The following is an 18,109-nucleotide window of genomic DNA, read 5'->3' as shown; positions in this document are numbered from 1 at the left end:
CACACAGTCGGAATCGGGGAACAAGAGGTCAGTAGAAATAGACCGCGTTGTTGATCAGGATGATCCGCAGCGCATAGACCCCGATCAGCACCACCAGCGGCGTCAGGTCCAGACCGCCCATATTGGGCAGGATGCGCCGGATCGGGCCATAGATAGGCTCTAACAGGCGGTTCAGCCCGTACCAGATTTGCGCGACCAGCTGTTGGTGCAAGTTCAGCACCTGAAAGTTGATCAGCCAGCTCATGATCACATGGGCCAGGATGATGAACCAGACAATGTCCAGGATCAGCAGCAGGATTTGGATCAGCGACAGCATGGGTTCTCCGTATTCTTGTTGGCCGAGACCTAAGCACCATGGCGACAAAGAGCAAGTGTCTGGCACTCAACGCTTGCGATTTGAATGAAAGCCCAGTCATATAATCGCAACGATAAACAGGGGCAGAGATGGCAGAGATTTCCAAGCGCAGGCGCATCTGGGGCTGGTGGTTCTTTGACTGGGCCAGCCAGCCCTTTCACACCCTTCTGGTCACCTTTGTCTTTGGCCCTTACTTCGCGGGCGTCGCCGCCGGGTATTTCACCACTGAAGGGCTGGATGCGCAGGCGGCTGCGGCGCGCGCGCAGACTGTTTGGGCGAACTGTCTGACGATCACCGGGCTGATCATCGCTTTTGGTGCGCCGCTTCTGGGGGCGATGGCGGATGTCTCGGGGCGGCGCATCCCGTGGATATTTGCCTTTTCGGTCATGTATGCGGTCGGGTCCGCGGCGCTTTGGTATACGATGCCCGATGGCTCCAACATGTGGCTGATGCTGTCGGCTTTTGGTTTCGGCTTTGTAGGTGCGGAATATGCGCTGATCTTCATCAACTCGCAGCTACCCGATCTGGGCGATGACAGCGAAGTGGGCGAGATCTCGGGCTCGGGCTTTGCCTTTGGCTATTTTGGAGGGCTGATTTCGCTGGCGATCATGCTGGCGCTGTTTGTGGAACAGCCAAACGGCAAAACCCTGATCGGGATGACGCCCGCCTTTGGTCTGGATGCCGCCACCCGGGAAGGCACGCGTTTTGTCGGCCCATTTACGGCAATCTGGTTCATTCTGTTCATGGTGCCATACTTCCTGTGGGTCCGCGACGATGCGGCGACGGACAGGAAGGGAAGCGTGGGTGAGGCGCTGCGCCTGTTGTCGAAATCAGTGTCTAACTTGCGCTATCGCGTCAGTCTGGCCAGTTATCTCGGTTCGTCCATGTTCTATCGCGACGCTCTGAACGGGCTGTACAGTTTTGGTGGTGTCTACGCGCGGCTGGTGTTGGAATGGGATCTGATCAAGATCGGAGTATTCGGGATCGTCAGCGTTCTCGCTTCGGCCGTTTTTGCGTGGATCGGGGGGAAGGCAGACAAGAAATACGGCCCGAAACCAGTGATATTGGTAGCGATCTGGGTATTGATTTTCGTCTGCGTCACAGTGGTGTCGATGAACCGGACGCAGATCTACGGCATCGGCCTGCCTGACGGATCCAACCTGCCAGACATGGTCTTCTTTGGCTGTGGTGTGCTGATCGGTGGCATGGGAGGCATTCTGCAATCGGCCAGCCGTTCGATGATGGTGCGCCACACCGACCCCGAAACCCCGGTCGAAAGCTTTGGTCTTTATGGTCTGTCGGGGCGCGCGACCGCTTTTGCGGCCCCGTTGTTGATCGGGATTGCAACAACCGCAACCGGCAGTGCGCGTCTGGGGGTGTCACCAATCATTCTGTTGTTTATTCTGGGTCTATTCCTGATGCGCTGGGTCAGACCTGAAGGGGATCAGAGCAGATGATTTTACTACGTTTTTTGGCACTACTGGTAATAACCGCGCTGGCGAATACGGCATCGGCGCAGCCCTTGGCAAAGCAGTTGTTCGGGGCACAGAAGGTAAGCTCGCAACAAAAATCGGCTGCTTTCGGCAGTTATTCGCGCGGATGTGCGGCCGGATCGGTTCAATTGCCCGAGACCGGGCCCACGTGGCAGGCCATGCGACTGTCGCGCAATCGCAACTGGGGGCATCCCGAAGCGATCGATTACGTGCAGGACCTCAGCCGGTTTGCAGCCAAACAGCCGGGTTGGAACGGTCTCTATATCGGGGATATCAGCCAGCCGCGGGGCGGGCCAATGACTTCGGGCCATCGCTCGCACCAGCTGGGGCTGGATATCGATATCTGGATGCTTCCGGGTGACAACATGCGCCTGTCGCGCAAGGCGCGCGAGAATATTTCGTCCATATCGCTGCGCCGCTCGAACGGCGCCTACGTCAACAGCAACTGGACCAAACAGCACCACGCGGTACTGCGCGAAGCCGCCAAGGACAAGCGCGTGGCACGTATCTTCGTGTTCCCCGGGGCTAAGGTTCAGATGTGCAACGATGAAAAAGGCAACCGGGCCTACCTGCGCAAGATCAGGCCCTGGTGGGGGCATCACTACCACTTCCATGTGCGCCTGAAATGCCCAAGAGGATCAAAGGGATGCGTCAACCAGGATGCACCACCCAAAGGCGATGGCTGTGCCGAGGCGCAACAATGGGTGCGTAACATTCTGAACCCGCCGCCGCCCGACCCGAACGCGCCGGTGCCCAAGAAACGCCGGGAATATGTGCTGGCCGATTTGCCGAAGCAATGCGCCTCAGTCTTGCAATCCAAGTAGGTGCGGCACTGTTTCTGGCCACGGCGGCCCCTGGAGTGGATGTAAAAACCGCCACACATCAAAGCAGTTTTGCATGGCGTGACAAGGCGGATTGGTTCGGTGGATTCTCGGCGCTGCACATTTCGGACAATGGGCAGCAAATGATGGCGCTGAGCGACCGGGCACGGTTGGTGATTGCGCGCATTGAACGTCTTGATGGCGAGATCACCGGCATTCGCATTCTGGGGCAATGGCCGGTTCTGTCCAGCAATGGGCATCTCATGTCCGGCGGCGTTGGCGATTCCGAGGGGATTGCGGCGGCTCCTGACGGTGGATTCTATATCTCATTCGAAGGGGTGCACCGCGTCGCCCATTACCCCGCACCTGGCACGAAGGCGCGTGTATTGCCACGCCCGCAGGCATTTCAGCATCTCGCCGACAACGGGTCCTTTGAAGGTCTGGCCATCGACAGGCGCGGGCGGCTGTATACGCTGCCGGAAACGAACCGCACCTCGGACGGAAATATTCCCGTCTATCGCTGGAATGGCCAAACCTGGTCGACCCCATTTGTTCTGCCCCAGCGTGGTTGGTTCAAACCGGTTGCCGCTGATTTCGGTCCTGATGGGCGGTTCTACGTGTTGGAGCGAAACCTCACGGCAATCGGATTTCGCTCGCGCCTGCGGCGATGGGATCTGACAGGCGACGTGCCAAACGCCGAGGAAACCCTGTTCGAAACCGGAACCGGCGCGCATGACAACCTCGAAGGCTTGTCGATCTGGCGGGATGATCAGGGACGTTTGCGGGCCACGATGATCTCGGATGACAACTTTCTGGCACTGCAACGGACCGAGTTGGTCGAGTATCTGCTGCCCGATTGACACACGGCAGATGAAGGTCTAAACGCACAGCCTGCCTTGGGACGGTCCCTTGGCCAAGTCGCCGCTACCTTGTCAAAACGGGCATCACAAAATGCAACGCAACTATATTCCCGGCATTCTTGCCATGGCCGCCATCGTCGTGGCCTCGAACATCCTGGTCCAGTTCCTGATCTTTGACGGCCTGTTGACCTGGGGTGCCTTCACCTATCCGCTGGCCTTTCTGGTCACTGATATTATGAACCGCGTCTACGGTGTGGGCCCGGCCCGCAAGGTTGTTTTCGCGGGCTTCGTCACCGGGGTGATCTGCTCGCTGATCGGCAGCCAGATCATGCTTCAGGGCGACGGGTTTACCTATGCCGCCGTGCCGCTGCGCATCGCCGTCGCTTCGGGCACCGCGTTCCTGATCGCGCAGTTGACCGACGTCACCGTGTTCAACGCCATGCGCGGCGGTCAATGGTGGCGTGCGCCGCTGGTCTCGACCTTGGTAGGTTCGGCGCTGGATACCGCGATCTTCTTTACTATCGCCTTCTCGGCCTCGGTCACCTTCTTTGGTGCCGATGCAGATGCGGCCATCAATTGGGCGTGGGAGCCCGTGCCCTTCATGCTGTCAGGCCCCGAGGCGCCGCTGTGGGTGACGCTGGCCTTTGCCGACTGGTTGGTGAAACTGTCGCTGGCTCTGATCGCGCTGATTCCGTTCAAGGTGATCGTTGCGCGACTGACCGCTGCACGGCCTGCGTAAAAAAGTGCTTTGAGAATGGCGCATCTTGTGTCACGCTTCTTTTCAACCGCAACAGATAGAAAAGGAGGTGATCCAGTGTCGAGAAAGAGATTGGAGAGAGGTGTCGGAACAACCGGGAGGACCGCCTGCTAGGGCAGCCCTTGGCCGAGCGTACGCTCCGGCTGGTCGATTGATCTAACCGACCCGACCTCCTGAACTTTCGAAGGGCCGTCCCATCGGGGCGGCCCTTTCTGTTTTTACCCGCTCCAGCTATGGTCTTGCCCATGTTGCGCATCTCTGACGATATCACACTGCAAGACTGGGAAATGACCGAGAGCTTCATGCGTTCCTCCGGGCCTGGCGGGCAGAACGTGAACAAGGTCTCGACCGCCGTTGAACTGCGCTTCGAAGCCGCGCGCTCACCCTCGCTGCCCGATCCGGTCAAGGCGCGGCTGAAACGACTGGCCGGGCGCCGCTGGACCAAGGATGGTGCGATTATCATTCAATGCGAAGAAACACGTTCCCAAGCCCGCAACAGGGAAATTGCGAGAACAAGGCTGGCCGAGCTGATCGGCAAGGCGCTGGTCAAACCTAAGCGGCGCATCGCGACGAAACCCACCTATGGTTCGGTCAAACGCAGGCTTGCGGCGAAAAAGGCGCGGGGCGACGTCAAGGCGCTGCGCGGCAAGGTGTCCGAAGATTGATCTGGCATCTCGTCCGGGCATTGATAGTCTGGCCTGCAAAAGGTGCAGGAGAGTAACGCCATGAGGCTGGAGGGGAAAACCGCAATCGTCACTGGCGGTGCATCCGGGTTTGGTGCGGGGATCGTAAGGAAGTTCCTCGCCGAAGGTGCGCGTGTCATGATTGCTGACATCAATGGCGATGCCGCGCATGAATTCGCAACCCAGCTTGGGTCCGAGGCGATTGCTCAGCAGGTCGATGTAGGCAAGGGCGCCTCGGTTCAAAAGATGGCGGATGCGGCTTTCTCAACCTTCGGCCATCTGGACATCCTTGTGAACAATGCCGGTGTGACCCACCTGCCGACGCCGCTGGAGGAGGTCAGCGAAGCGGATTTCGACCGTGTTTTCAACGTGAACATGAAATCCGTCTATCTGACCGCGCGTGCATTGGTTCCACCTATGAAGGCGCGCGGGGCGGGTTCAGTACTGAACGTTGCTTCAACCGCAGGCCTGTCGCCGCGCCCAAACCTGAACTGGTACAACGCCTCCAAGGGCTGGATGATCACCGCAACTAAAACGATGGCGGTCGAGCTCGCCCCGTCCGGCGTGCGGGTGAATGCGATCTGCCCGGTTGCCGGGGAAACGCCGCTATTGAAATCCTTCATGGGCGAGGATACGCCCGAAATCCGTGCCAAATTCCTGTCGACCATCCCGTTGGGCCGCTTTTCAACCCCCGAAGATATGGCCAATGCCGCCTGTTTCCTGTGTTCGGACGAGGCCAGCATGATCACCGGCGCCGCGCTCGAGGTGGACGGAGGCCGATGCATCTGATCCGCTCTTCATCTGGCCAAAAATATCCCCGCCGGAGGCAGCGCGCGCCAGCGCGCTTTCCAGCTCGACCACCGAGGTTTGCATGATCCCCGGACCCAGAAACCTGATCACGGATGTCCCCGGCCTGAAGGTCGGCAACGCACAGAACGCACCTTTGAAATCAGGCGTCACCGTCCTGACCGGCGCGCAACCACTCCGAGCCTCGGTGCACGTGATGGGTGGCGCACCCGGCACGCGCGAGACAGATTTGCTGGCCGCCGACAAGACCGTTGAACAGGTGGATGCGATCGTGCTTTCGGGCGGGTCGGCCTTCGGGCTGGATGCCTGTTCGGGCGTCATGGACGCGCTGCATGCCCTGGGCCGCGGGTTTAAGGTGGGTTCCGCCGTGGTTCCGATCGTGCCCGGGGCGATCCTGTTCGATCTGCTGAATGGCGGCGACAAGGCGTGGCACGAGAATCCCTATCGCGCATTGGGCCGTGCGGCGTTCGAGTCCGCGTCGGACCGGTTCGAACTCGGAACAGCAGGTGCAGGAACCGGGGCTTTGACCGCGATGCACAAAGGCGGGTTGGGTTCGGCCTCGGTTGTTCTGGACAGCGGTGTTACCGTTGGCGCATTGGTTGCAGTCAATCCGCTGGGCAGTGTCACCACGCCGGGTGACAGGCATTTCTGGGCCGCCCCATTTGAAATGGACGGCGAATTCGGTGGATTAGGGCCTGATTCCAATGCCGGACTGGGCCAACCAACGGTCAGTCGCAAAGCGCAGGTGATGCAGTCCGCGAGGCCGGACAAGGCCAATACCACGATTGCCATCGTTGCGACAGATGCGGACCTGACCAAACCGCAGTGTCAGAGACTGGCCGTTGCCGCCCATGACGGTATTGCCCGTGCTATTGTACCCGCCCACACGCCGGGGGATGGTGATCTGGTATTCGGGGTCAGCACGGGCGCGCGGGGTGTCGCCACCGACACCGAACCAGGTGTCATCGGGCATGCGGCCTCGCTGTGCCTCGCGCGAGCTATTGCGCGCGCCGTGTATCTGGCGACTCCGTCCGTGGGCGATCTGTTGCCTTGCTGGTCCGATGTACATGACAAAAGTTAAGGACATCCTATTTGTCGCAGTGGCACAGTAAGCGCGCGCGGCAATCTGCGCGTTGACTCTTTTTTGCGCCGACGGTCCATTCGGTGCAGCCAATTTCTATCGGAGCAAAAGCTATGAATCGTATCCTCGCTACCGCAATCATGGGCCTTCTGGCCCTTCCTGCTTATGCTGAAGGCGACGCTGAGGCGGGCAAGAAAACCTTCAACAAATGCAAGTCCTGCCACATGATCGCCGACCCGGCAGGCGAAGTGATCGTCAAAGGTGGCAAGACCGGCCCCAACCTCTATGGAATCGCGGGCCGCACCGCCGGTACCGTTGAGGGTTTCAAATACGGAGACAGCATCGTTGCCGCCGGTGAGAAGGGTCTGGTCTGGGACGAAACCACTTTTGTCGAGTATGCTCAGGACCCCAAGGCATTTTTGAAAACCTATCTGGATGACACATCCGCCAAATCGAAAATGACCTTTAAGCTGAAAAAGGGCGGTGAAGACGTCTATGCCTATATCGCAAGCGTGTCGGGTGAATAACACCTGATACTGTGCACCACTGCACAAGGACCAAAGGCCGCAGCCCCTGCGGCCTTTGGTGCGATTGATAACAATGTGGAACAGCCGCACTTTGAAGTCAGACGGCGGATTGCCAAGCAACGCCGCAAAGCCAAGCCGGTCCGGCAACAGCTATAATCAACATCAGGGCTCGTCAGGCGGATTGGCAGCAGGAGAGGACAGATGGGTATCATGATCCCAGCTTGGGTCGATGGTGAGTTGACCCCTGTAGACAAGCTTGAAGTTCACGAAAAGGGGCTCAAGCATAAGGCTGTGTCGGTTTTTGTCGTACGGGGGACCGAGATCCTGCTGCAGCGTCGCGCTTTGGGCAAGTACCACACGCCCGGCCTTTGGGCGAACACCTGCTGTACGCATCCCGATTGGGACGAAAGCTCGTCCACCTGTGCCGTGCGCCGCCTGCATGAGGAGCTTGGGATCACAGGCCTGTATCCCGAATACCGACACCGGCTGGAATATCACGCCGATGTGGGCAACAGCATGGTGGAAAACGAGGTTGTCGACGTCTTTCTGGCCCATGTCCGCGGCCCGCTGAAAATCGCGCCCAACCCGGATGAAGTCATGGATATCCGTTGGATCGACTATCACGATCTGTTGGCCGAAGTGAAACGCCACCCGGACCGGTTTACACCCTGGTTGAAGATATATCTCCACAGCCACGCGGACACGATTTTTGGCCCGGATCTGATCATTTCTGCCAAATCATGACCCCGGCTGGAAATCCGTGCCTTGCAAGGGCGGCGCAAGCCGCCTAAATCAACCCGTCATGGCCAAGCAGAAGACAGACCCGAATTACAAAGTGATCGCCGAAAACCGGCGCGCCCGCTTCGATTATGCGATCGAGGACGACATCGAATGTGGTATCGTTCTGCAAGGATCCGAGGTCAAATCCCTGCGCGCGGGTGGCTCCAACATCGCGGAAAGCTATGCCACCGTCGATGACGGCGAGCTGTGGCTGGTCAACAGCTATATCGCGCCGTACGAGCAGGCCAAAATGTTCAAACACGAAGAACGCCGCCGTCGCAAGCTGCTGGTGTCCCGCAAACAGATGTCCGATTTGTGGAATGCGACCCAGCGCAAGGGCATGACGCTGGTGCCGCTGGTTTTGTATTTCAACCACAAGGGGTTGGCCAAGATCAAGATCGGCATCGCCAAGGGTAAGAAAACCCATGACAAGCGCGAAACCCAAGCCAAACGCGATTGGTCACGGCAGAAACAGCGTTTGTTGAAAGACCACAGCTAGAACGCCATCGCAGCCTGTACCGCAAGTTGCCAACGGTCATAGGCCGCATCGCGTTCGGATTGTTCCTGCGTTGGCTCGAACCGGCGATCCAGCGCCCATGTTTCCGCAAACCCGGCCTGATCGGGATAAATTCCGGCTTTCATGCCTGCCAGCCATGCGGCACCAAGGGCGGTCGTCTCTTGCATGACGGGGCGGTCCACAGGCGCGCCGAGACAGTTCGACAGGCCTTGCATGGTCCAGTCGGACGCGGCCATCCCGCCATCGACGCGCAGGATGACATCGGCATCGGCGCCCCAGTCGCCTTGCATGGCATGCCACAGGTCGCGGGTCTGGAAGGCGATGCTTTCCAGCGTGGCGCGGGCAATCTCGGCCCGGCCGGAATTGCGCGTCAGCCCAAACAGCGCCCCGCGACAGTCAGGTTTCCAATAAGGCGCGCCGAGGCCGGTGAAGGCGGGCACAAGCACCACATGCTGGTTCGGATCGGCCTGAGCCGCCAGTTCGCCGCTTTGTGGCGCCGCGTCGATGATCTGCAACGCGTCGCGCAGCCATTGCACTGCGGCCCCCGCGATAAAGATCGAACCCTCCAGCGCATAAGTTCGCCGGCCGTCCAGTTGATACGCGATCGTCGTCAGCAGGCGGTTATTCGACTGAACCGGCTGCGCGCCGGTGTTCAGCAGCGCAAAGCAACCCGTGCCATAGGTTGATTTCATCATACCGGGCTGGAAACAGGCCTGCCCGATGGTGGCGGCTTGCTGGTCGCCTGCAACGCCCAGAATGGGAATGTCGCCGCCGAACAAAGTGGTGGTTCCGAAATCCGCGGCGCAATCCTTCACTTCGGGCAAAAGGTTCAGGGGCACATCCAGCAGGTCACAAATCTCGGCGCTCCATGTGCCTTTGTGGATGTCAAACAAAAGGGTACGGGCGGCGTTGGTGGCATCGGTTGCATGAACACGGCCTTCGGTCAGCCGCCAGATCAGGAAACTGTCGATCGTGCCGAACAGCAGGTCTCCGGCTTCTGCGCGCTCGCGGGCGCCCGAAACGGTATCCAGCAGCCATTTGACCTTGGTGCCCGAGAAATAAGGATCCAGCAACAGACCGGTCTGAGCTGTGACGTCATCCTCGCACCCGGCCTGTTTGTAGCGCGCGCAGATATCGGCAGTGCGTCGGTCCTGCCAGACGATGGCATTGTGGATGGCCTTGCCGGTCTGTTTGTCCCAGACAACCGTCGTTTCGCGCTGGTTGGTGATGCCGATACCGGCAATCTGATCCGCTGAAACACCGGTGGTCTCCATCACCTCGCGGCACACGTGCAGAACGCTTGACCAGATATCCTCGGGGTCGTGTTCAACCCAGCCTTCCTGCGGAAAGTGCTGAGGAAACTCCTGCTGGGCGGTGCCAACAGGCCGCATCTGCGCGTCAAACAGAATGGCGCGCGAGGATGTGGTGCCTTGATCGATTGCCAGAATATGGGTCATTTCCGCTCTCTCCCGGTATCGTTTTGCCGGACTTTAGCGCAAACAATGGCGAAGGGGCCAGTGCAGAAATCAGGCCGGATTGACAGGAATATTGTCGATCAGGCGGACGCCGTCGGCCCAGGCCGTGACGAACAGGCGGGCGGGTTGACTTGCGCTGGACAGGCTTTCCAGCGTCTCGACACAGCGCAGGTCGATATACTCGACTTCGGTGAACCCGACCTTCAGCAGGGTTTCCTTGGCCTCCTGCGCCAGCATGGCAAAGTCTGCTCCCTTGGCCAGATCGTCCGCCACCTGACGCATGACGCCGTTCATTTGCTCTGCGATCTTCAACCCTTGGGGGGAAAGAAGAAGGTTGCGCGACGACATCGCCAGGCCCGAAGGTTCTCGGACAGTCGGGCAGCCGATCACCTCGATCGCGATGTTCAGATCGCGCGCCATCCGGCGGACAACCAGCAGCTGTTGATAGTCTTTTTCCCCAAAATAGGCTCGATCCGCCTGTGTTTGCAGGAACAGCTTGGCGACCACCGTGGCCACGCCTTCGAAATGTCCGGGGCGGAATGGGCCTTCCATCACGTCGGTCAGACCGGCAACCGATACCGTCGTCGAAAAACCTTCCGGATAGATTTCCTGCGGGTCCGGTACATAGATCGCATCCACACCATACGGGGCCAGCTTTTGAGCGTCTTCATGTTCGGTGCGGGGGTAATTTGCCAAGTCTTCGGGATTGTTGAACTGCTTGGGATTCACAAAAATCGTCACGATCACCCGGTCGCAGCCCTGTTTCGCAGCCTGCGCCAGTGACAAATGCCCCTCGTGCAGCGCACCCATGGTCGGAACCACGCCGATCCCCTCACCGTTTCGGTGCCATGTGGTGGTTTTGGCACGCAGCTCGGCCAGAGAGCGCAAAATCGGTGCGGTCATGTCTTTTGTCCTTTGGCCGGAGCCTGATCGGCAAAGACATGTTCGTCCGCCGGGAAGGTCCGCGCGCGCACTTCGGCGGCGTATTCTGCGATGGCTGCTTCCGCCAACGGGCCTAGCTCGGCATAGCGTTTGACGAATTTGGGTTTGAAGGCGGTGAAAAAGCCAACCATGTCGTCCACGACCAAAATCTGCCCGTCACACCCCGCAGATGCACCGATGCCGATGGTCGGGATCGCAATCTCTTCGGTGATCTGGTTCGCCAGACCTTGGGGCACTTTCTCCAGAACGACCGAGAACGCACCAGCCTCGTTTACGGCGCGGGCGTCTGCCATGACGGCTTCAGCCTGATCGTCACGGCCCTGCACCTTGTAGCCGCCCAGCGTGTTGATCGACTGCGGCGTCAGTCCGATATGAGCCATCACCGGGATGCCTCGTTTCACCAGAAAGCGGATGGTTTCAGCCATTTCCACCCCGCCTTCCAGTTTGACCGCGCCTGCATTTGTGTGCGCCATCAGGCGTGCGGCGTTACGAAAGGCTTGTGCCGGGCCTTCCTCATAGCTTCCGAAAGGCATGTCGATGACCATCATCGCACTTTTTAGGCCGCGTGATACGGCCTGACCATGCAGCATCATCATCTCCATCGTGACCCCCAGCGTGGATTCCAGCCCGTGCAGCACCATGCCGACGCTGTCACCGACCAGCACGAAATCGCAATGGGCGTCCATCAGGCGCGCCATTGGCGTGGTATAGGCGGTCAAAGAGACCAGAGGTTCGCCGCCTTTTCGGGCGCGAATGTCCTCGGCGTTCGGGGCTTTCTTGCGGGCGGTGGCGCTCATGGATCGCTCCTGCAGTATTATGTTGCAGTGCGGCATAGCAGATCGGGAGGGGCCGAAGAAACCCCGGTTGCGCGAACATTCCCTTGATTGACCTGAGGTTTACAGGAAGACTGTCAGTAAAATGGCCCTGAAAACAAGGGCACAACCCGTTTCAGTAGGGAGAGTTCACATGACAAAATTCCTGTTCCGGACCTTTGCTTCGACCCTGGCCGTGGGGGCCAGCCTGCTTGCCACGCAGGCTTTGGCCAAGTCGGACATCACCATTGCGATGCAGCTTGAGCCTCCGCATCTGGACCCGACAAGCGCCGCAGCGCAAGCCATCGACTCGGTGGTTTACACCAATATCTTCGAAGGCCTGACACGTTTCATGGGCGACGGCTCGGTCGTGCCCGGATTGGCGGAAAGCTGGGAGATTTCCGAAGACGGGACGGTCTATACCTTTAACCTGCATGACGGGGTGACCTTCCATGATGGCACCACCATGGACGCCGAGGATGTCAAATTCAGCCTTGACCGCGCAACCGCGGAAGACAGCGCCAACGCGCAGAAGGCCCTGTTTGCCGGTATCGAAACCGTCGAGGTCGTCGACCCGCTGACGGTGAAAGTCACCCTGTCAGAGCCGAACGGAAATTTCCTGTTCAACCTGGCCTGGGGGGATGCCGTCATCGTCGCGCCGGAAAGCATAGGCAACATCAAGACCAACCCGGTTGGTACCGGTGCCTATACCTTTGGAAACTGGGTGCAGGGCGACAGTATCACGCTGAACCGAAATTCCGATTACTGGGGCGAACAGCCCACATTAGAGACTGCGACGTTCAAGTTCATCTCGGACCCGACCGCCGCTTTTGCCGCCATGATGGCCGAGGATGTCGACGTGTTTGACAACTTCCCGGCGCCGGAAAACCTGCCCCAGTTCGAGGCCGATCCGCGCTTTCAGGTCCTGGTGGGGTCGACCGAAGGTGAGACGATCCTGTCCACCAACAACAAGCAGCCTCCGTTTGATGATATCCTTGTTCGTCAGGCATTGGCCCATGCCGTTGACCGGCAGGCGATCATCGACGGCGCAATGTTTGGCTATGGCACGCCGATCGGAACCCACTTTGCGCCGCACAATCCGGCCTACGTCGATCTGACCGCGCAATCCGCTTACGACCCCGAAAAAGCCAGAGAGTTGCTGGCAGAGGCCGGATTCGAAAATGGGTTTGAGACCACATTGCATTTGCCGCCGCCGTCTTATGCCCGTCGTGGGGGCGAAATCATAGCGGCGCAGCTGGCCGAGGTCGGCATCACCGCCGAGATCATCAATGTGGAATGGGCCCAATGGCTGGAATCCGTGTTCAAGGGCAAGGAATTCGGTCTGACCATCGTCAGCCATACCGAGCCTATGGATATCGGCATTTATGCGCGGCCTGATTATTACTTTCAGTATGACAGCACGGATTTTCAGGCGCTGATGGACACTCTGAACACCACCATCGACCCCGAAGAACGCACCCGTTTGCTGGGTGAGGCGCAGCGCCTGATCGCAAGCGACTATGTCAATGGCTACCTGTTCCAGTTGGCCAAACTGGGCGTTGCGAAAGTCGGCGTTCAGGGCCTTTGGGAGAACGCGCCCACCGCCGCAATCGATCTGACTCAGATCAGCTGGTCCGAGTGATGTTACAGCCCGGGCCGCGCCGGGCGGCCCGGGCCTTCCTTTGTGTCAGGGTGTTCTCACGTATGTTCTTGCTCCGTGCCATTCCCGTCTTGGTTTTAGGTTTCTTCCTGGTGTTCGGTTCTTCGATCGCGGCCACGGCGCAGAATGTGTTGGGGGGTCGGATGGATGCCCTGCCCGGAACGCCCGAGAATCCGTTGAATGTTGGGATCGGAATTCGCATCGACCAGATCACCGGTGTTGATCAAAAGGCCGAAAACTATGGCGCTGTTGTTGTCTTGCGGGTGGAATGGACCGATCCCGCGCTGGCATTTGATCCCGAGGAACTGGGGAGGGATATCAGGGTCTTCAACCCACCCGACCTTGCCAATCATGCGGCAAGTATCGGGTCCGTTCTGCCGGCTTTTGTCATTCACAATCAGCAGTCCAACAAGTGGATCCACGAATCCGCCGCATCCCTGCGTTACGACGGTCGAGTGCTGTATGTCGAAAAATCGTCTCTTACACTCCAGGCGCCTCATTTCGATTTCCGAAAATACCCGTTCGACACGCAGGAGTTTCATTTCGAGGTGGTTTCGGTCTTTCCCTCTGAATACGTCACTTACCATCCGTTGAACGAATTCTCGGGCCTCGGAGATCAGCTGGGCGAAGAAGAATGGATTCTGAACAATGCACGGTTGGAAACATCCAGGGTCTTGGGTCTATCCGGGAAAGAAAGCGATCAGGTCGCGCTTGTTTTTGAGGGCAATCGACATCTGACCTATTACGTCATTCGGGTTTTCCTGCCGATGCTTGTCTTGATCTCGGTCGGCTGGGCGCTGTTTTTTCTGGATGAATACCGCCGGAGGATCGAGATTGCGGGCGGCAACTTGCTGGTCTTTGTCGCGTTCAACTGGGCAATATCCGCAGATCTGCCCAAGCTGGGTTATCTGACTTTTCTGGATTTTGTCCTTCAGTGCATGTTCCTGATGACCGGGGCGCTGATCGTGTTCAACGTCGCGCTGCGACGATTGAAAGTGTCCGGCAAGGAGGGGGCGGCGCGCACCCTGGACAATTATGCGATCAAGTGGATCTATCCACTGGGCTATGCCGCGATCGTTGCCTATGCGGTTTCCGCTTTCCTTCTGGTGCCTTAGACGCTGGACCCGTGCCTGATGTGACCCTAACGTGGTGCCAATGCTCCGCTACGTCCTAAAACGACTGATTTCCTTGCTTGTCAGCCTGGCCGTCGCCTCGGTGGTCATCTTCGCCGTGATCGAGGTTGCCCCAGGTGATCCGGCATCGTTCATGCTGGGCGTCAATGCGCAGGAGGACACGCTGGCGGCGCTGCGGGCCGAGCTGGGCCTGGATGGGTCAAAGATACAGCGCTATTTCCACTGGGTTGGCGGCATGCTGGTGGGCGATTTCGGCACGTCATACACCTATCGCACACCAGTGTCGCAGATGATCGCTGACCGGCTGTGGGTGTCGTTACCCCTGGCGCTTTATGCGCTGACGCTGTCCACATTGATCGCCTTTCCCGCCGGAATCTATGCCGCTGCGCGTCGGGGCAAACCGGGGGACCTTGCAGTGATGGGGGCGACGCAGCTTGGCATCGCAGTCCCGAACTTCTGGTTCGCGATGATGCTTGTGCTGATCTTCGCCATCAATCTGCGCTGGTTCAATGCAGGCGGGTTTGTCGGTTGGAACGGCGGGATCTGGGCCGGCCTGCATTCCCTGACCCTGCCTGCCGTGGCTCTTGCCTTGCCACAGGCGGCGATTCTGGCGCGGGTCATGCGGTCGGCCTTGCTGGACATTCTGGGTGAGGATTTCATGCGCACGGCTCGGGCCAAGGGCCTGTCCCGTCGTCAGGCCCTTTGGCGGCATGGGGTGCGAAATGCGCTGATTCCGGTGCTGACCATCATCGGCTTGCAGTTTTCCTTTCTGCTGGCGGGGTCGATCATCATCGAACAGGTGTTCTATCTGCCGGGCCTCGGGCGGCTGGTGTTTCAGGCCATTTCTGCCCGAGACCTCATCGTCGTGGAGTCGGTCGTGATGCTGCTGGTCTTTGCTGTGATAACGGTCAATTTCCTTGTCGATCTTGCTTATGCGGCCGTGGACCCACGACTGAGGAGCAGGACATGAACCGGAACCTGATCCTTGGGGCCTTGTTATCGTCGCTGGTGGTTCTGGCCGCGTTGGTCTCGTTCATCTGGACCCCTTACGACCATGCCGCGCTGGACATTCCCAATAAATTGCAGCCACCAAACGGGCAGCATTGGTTTGGAACCGATCATTTCGGCCGCGACATGTTCTCGATGATCATGGTCGGTGCGCGTACGTCGATTGCGGTGGCGTTGGTGGCCGTCGGCATTGGCATGGCAATCGGCGTTCCTCTTGGCCTGGCAGCGGCCGCGCGCAAAGGCTCATGGGTGGATGAGGTCATCATGCGTGGCAACGATCTGGTCTTCGCTTTCCCTTCGCTGGTGATCGCCATCCTGATCACGGCCGTCTATGGCGCCGGAGCGATCAACGCCATTGTTGCGATCGGTATTTTCAACATCCCCGTCTTTGCCCGTATCACCCGCGGGGCTGCTTTGTCGCTTTGGGAGAGAGAGTTCATCCTCGCCGCCCGTGTGTCGGGCAAAGGGGCCGCGCGGATATCAGCTGAGCATATTCTGCCCAACGTGGCCAATCTGCTGATCGTGCAGGGGACCATCCAGTTCAGCCTTGGCATTCTGGCCGAAGCGGGCCTGTCATATGTCGGTCTGGGCGCTCAACCTCCGACGCCCAGCTGGGGTCGGATGCTGGCAGACGCACAGACGATGGTCAGTTTTGCCCCGCATTTGGCTCTGATTCCGGGTCTGTCGATCATCGTCACGGTGCTGGGTCTGAACCTGTTGGGCGACGGAATGCGGGACTGGCTGGATCCCCGGATCAGGGTGGCGCGGGCATGAGTTTGTTGCAGATTGAAAACCTGTCGCTGACGATCCACGGGATGCCAATCCTGAAACAGGTCAACTTGTCGATCGACCCCGGCCAGATCGTGGCGGTGACGGGTGAAAGCGGCTCGGGCAAATCGATGACCGCATTGGCGGTGATGCAACTGCTGCCGCATGGGGCCAGCACGGAAGGTGCGATCTGGCTGGACGGTCAAGATCTGTTGACACGGTCAGAGCCCGATTTGTGCGCCTTGCGCGGCGCGTCCGTGGGGATGGTATTTCAGGAACCGATGACAGCGCTCAATCCGGTAAGAACCGTCGGCGATCAGGTGATGGAGACGATCCTGATCCACAAGGCGATGCCTCCTGCTCAGGCCCGGACCCGTGCCAAAGAGGTGCTGACCCGCGTTGGCCTGCCACCTGATCGGTTCCCCCTTTCCCGCTATCCGCACGAACTGTCCGGCGGGCAACGGCAACGCGTGGTCATTGCCATGGCCATCGCTCTGCGCCCCAGGCTGCTGATCGCGGACGAGCCGACGACAGCGCTGGACGTCACGACACAGGCGCAGATTCTCGACCTTCTCAAGGGGCTGGTGCGCGAATACGACATGGGGCTGCTGATGATCACCCATGATCTGGCCGTTGTCTCTGATATGGCCGATCAGATTGTCGTCATGCGTCACGGCGAGGTCGTCGAAAGTGGCGCGACCCGAAACCTGTTTCGAGATATGCAGCACCCCTATACCCGCATGTTGTTCGAAGCTTCGGGTCATCAGGTCACCCTGCCTGAACCTACACAGCAACGCCCGCTTCTGGAGGTTTCGCAGGTCGTCCGAGATTACCGCCTTCCCCGCAAAGGTCTGCTGGACGCGTCGCGCCACCACCGCGCGGTGGATGGCGTCAGCTTTACCCTCAACCGAGGGGAGCGGTTGGGGCTGGTGGGCGAGTCAGGTTGCGGAAAATCGACCCTAACACGTGCTATTTTAGGGTTGGAGGATATCCAATCCGGTCAGATTATGCTGGATGGTCAGCCGGTTTTCACCGGCCACAGGCCCAACCTTGCCGTGCGTCGGAGGATGCAGGTTGTGTTTCAGGACCCATATGGCAGCTTCAACCCCCGCCACCGCGTCGCGCGCCTGATCACCGAGCCTTTCCACCTGCTGGACACCCCGCCCACCGGATCAGAACGCCAGGACCGGATTTCGGAAATTCTGACGGCAGTGGGCCTCGGCCCTGATGATGCGGGCAAATACATCCACGAATTCTCGGGCGGGCAACGACAACGGATCGCCATTGCACGCGCCCTGATCATCCGGCCCGATCTGATCCTGTTCGACGAGGCGGTTTCGGCGCTTGACGTTTCGGTCCGTGCTCAGATCCTCGATCTGCTCGCTGAACTGTGCGACGCCTATGACCTGACCTATCTGTTCATCAGCCATGACCTGAGCGTTGTCCGCACGATCACCGACCGTGTGCTTGTGATGCAGTCCGGGCGGATCGTCGAACAGGGTCAGACCAAGCAGGTGTTCGAAAACCCGCAACATCCCTATACGCAAACCCTGATTGCCGCCGCGCCCCGGTTGCCCGAGATAAGGCCGCTGACGGCGTAGAGTTCCTTGTTAGAGCCTGATTGGAGGCC

19 protein-coding genes are annotated in these 18,109 nt (G+C 59.2%); 15 read left to right on the top strand and 4 right to left on the bottom strand.

The genetic code is table 11. The features are described from left to right. Positions 1 to 28 precede the first annotated feature (28 nt). Positions 29 to 316, bottom strand: a complete 288-nt coding sequence (locus ACR0LI_RS16325; RefSeq protein WP_005980077.1) for a YggT family protein — start codon at positions 314 to 316, stop codon at positions 29 to 31. Positions 317 to 444: 128 nt separating this feature from the next. Between ACR0LI_RS16325 and ACR0LI_RS16320 the strand changes: the two genes are divergently transcribed. The 10 genes from ACR0LI_RS16320 (at position 445) to smpB (ending at position 8,663) form a co-directional block, all read left to right on the top strand. Continuing rightward, the gene (locus ACR0LI_RS16320) at positions 445 to 1,812 is read left to right on the top strand and encodes an MFS transporter (RefSeq protein ID WP_480492034.1); all 1,368 of its coding nucleotides are present in this window, start codon (positions 445 to 447) and stop codon (positions 1,810 to 1,812) included. Continuing rightward, a complete protein-coding gene (gene mepA / locus ACR0LI_RS16315) occupies positions 1,809 to 2,672 on the top strand; it encodes a penicillin-insensitive murein endopeptidase (protein ID WP_480718851.1) in 864 nt (287 codons plus the stop codon). Before ACR0LI_RS16320 ends, mepA begins: the two co-directional genes overlap by 4 nt. Beyond that, positions 2,645 to 3,529 carry an esterase-like activity of phytase family protein gene (locus ACR0LI_RS16310; protein WP_171637405.1) on the top strand — a complete coding sequence of 295 codons (885 nt, stop codon included), beginning with the start codon at positions 2,645 to 2,647 and terminating at the stop codon, positions 3,527 to 3,529. The genes mepA and ACR0LI_RS16310 overlap by 28 nt, the downstream gene beginning before the upstream one ends. 91 nt (positions 3,530 to 3,620) lie before the next feature. Continuing rightward, positions 3,621 to 4,268, top strand: a complete 648-nt coding sequence (locus ACR0LI_RS16305) for a queuosine precursor transporter (RefSeq protein ID WP_171637404.1) — start codon at positions 3,621 to 3,623, stop codon at positions 4,266 to 4,268. 263 nt (positions 4,269 to 4,531) lie between these two features. After that, the gene (gene arfB, locus ACR0LI_RS16300) at positions 4,532 to 4,951 is read left to right on the top strand and encodes an alternative ribosome rescue aminoacyl-tRNA hydrolase ArfB (protein ID WP_171229972.1); all 420 of its coding nucleotides are present in this window, start codon (positions 4,532 to 4,534) and stop codon (positions 4,949 to 4,951) included. 60 nt (positions 4,952 to 5,011) lie between these two features. After that, complete coding sequence (locus ACR0LI_RS16295; protein WP_171637403.1) at positions 5,012 to 5,758, top strand: SDR family oxidoreductase; 747 nt, start codon at positions 5,012 to 5,014, stop codon at positions 5,756 to 5,758. 82 nt (positions 5,759 to 5,840) lie between these two features. Continuing rightward, positions 5,841 to 6,857, top strand: coding sequence for a P1 family peptidase (locus ACR0LI_RS16290; protein WP_171724720.1), 1,017 nt, complete (start codon positions 5,841 to 5,843; stop codon positions 6,855 to 6,857). A 113-nt stretch (positions 6,858 to 6,970) separates the two neighbouring features. Next, a complete protein-coding gene (locus tag ACR0LI_RS16285) occupies positions 6,971 to 7,384 on the top strand; it encodes a c-type cytochrome (protein WP_209835180.1) in 414 nt (137 codons plus the stop codon). A gap of 201 nt (positions 7,385 to 7,585) precedes the next feature. Beyond that, entirely contained in the window at positions 7,586 to 8,128 is a 543-nt protein-coding gene (gene idi, locus ACR0LI_RS16280) for an isopentenyl-diphosphate Delta-isomerase (RefSeq protein WP_171724719.1), read from the top strand. A gap of 58 nt (positions 8,129 to 8,186) precedes the next feature. Next, on the top strand, positions 8,187 to 8,663 hold the full coding sequence (smpB, locus tag ACR0LI_RS16275; protein ID WP_480492024.1) for an SsrA-binding protein SmpB: 477 nt from the start codon (positions 8,187 to 8,189) through the stop codon (positions 8,661 to 8,663). On the opposite strand, the gene glpK is transcribed toward smpB, so the two are convergent. The 3 genes from glpK to panB form a co-directional block, all read right to left on the bottom strand. Continuing rightward, positions 8,660 to 10,138: a glycerol kinase GlpK gene (glpK, locus tag ACR0LI_RS16270; protein ID WP_480492022.1), complete on the bottom strand. Its 1,479-nt coding sequence runs from the start codon at positions 10,136 to 10,138 to the stop codon at positions 8,660 to 8,662. The two genes, smpB and glpK, sit on opposite strands and share 4 nt — an antisense overlap. 69 nt (positions 10,139 to 10,207) lie before the next feature. Continuing rightward, positions 10,208 to 11,059: a pantoate--beta-alanine ligase gene (gene panC / locus ACR0LI_RS16265; RefSeq protein ID WP_480492020.1), complete on the bottom strand. Its 852-nt coding sequence runs from the start codon at positions 11,057 to 11,059 to the stop codon at positions 10,208 to 10,210. After that, positions 11,056 to 11,895: a 3-methyl-2-oxobutanoate hydroxymethyltransferase gene (gene panB / locus ACR0LI_RS16260; RefSeq protein WP_480718850.1), complete on the bottom strand. Its 840-nt coding sequence runs from the start codon at positions 11,893 to 11,895 to the stop codon at positions 11,056 to 11,058. Before panB ends, panC begins: the two co-directional genes overlap by 4 nt. 169 nt (positions 11,896 to 12,064) lie before the next feature. Here panB and ACR0LI_RS16255 point away from each other — a divergent pair, with 169 nt between their 5' ends. The 5 genes from ACR0LI_RS16255 to ACR0LI_RS16235 all read left to right on the top strand — a co-directional run bounded on the left by ACR0LI_RS16255 (position 12,065) and on the right by ACR0LI_RS16235 (position 18,080). Further along, positions 12,065 to 13,552 carry an ABC transporter substrate-binding protein gene (locus ACR0LI_RS16255; protein ID WP_480621468.1) on the top strand — a complete coding sequence of 496 codons (1,488 nt, stop codon included), beginning with the start codon at positions 12,065 to 12,067 and terminating at the stop codon, positions 13,550 to 13,552. 62 nt (positions 13,553 to 13,614) lie between these two features. Next, complete coding sequence (locus tag ACR0LI_RS16250) at positions 13,615 to 14,685, top strand: ligand-gated ion channel (RefSeq protein WP_209835186.1); 1,071 nt, start codon at positions 13,615 to 13,617, stop codon at positions 14,683 to 14,685. Between the two features lie 40 nt (positions 14,686 to 14,725). Further along, positions 14,726 to 15,673 carry an ABC transporter permease gene (locus ACR0LI_RS16245; protein ID WP_171724716.1) on the top strand — a complete coding sequence of 316 codons (948 nt, stop codon included), beginning with the start codon at positions 14,726 to 14,728 and terminating at the stop codon, positions 15,671 to 15,673. Next, positions 15,670 to 16,485, top strand: a complete 816-nt coding sequence (locus ACR0LI_RS16240) for an ABC transporter permease (protein ID WP_480492016.1) — start codon at positions 15,670 to 15,672, stop codon at positions 16,483 to 16,485. The genes ACR0LI_RS16245 and ACR0LI_RS16240 overlap by 4 nt, the downstream gene beginning before the upstream one ends. After that, complete coding sequence (locus ACR0LI_RS16235; RefSeq protein WP_480718849.1) at positions 16,482 to 18,080, top strand: ABC transporter ATP-binding protein; 1,599 nt, start codon at positions 16,482 to 16,484, stop codon at positions 18,078 to 18,080. Before ACR0LI_RS16240 ends, ACR0LI_RS16235 begins: the two co-directional genes overlap by 4 nt. The last annotated feature ends 29 nt before the right edge of the window (positions 18,081 to 18,109 follow it).

Source organism: Ruegeria sp. CL7 (genome assembly GCF_056536445.1).
The sequence above is the reverse complement of the archived record's forward strand: the minus strand, read 5'-3'. Positions and strand labels throughout refer to the sequence as shown.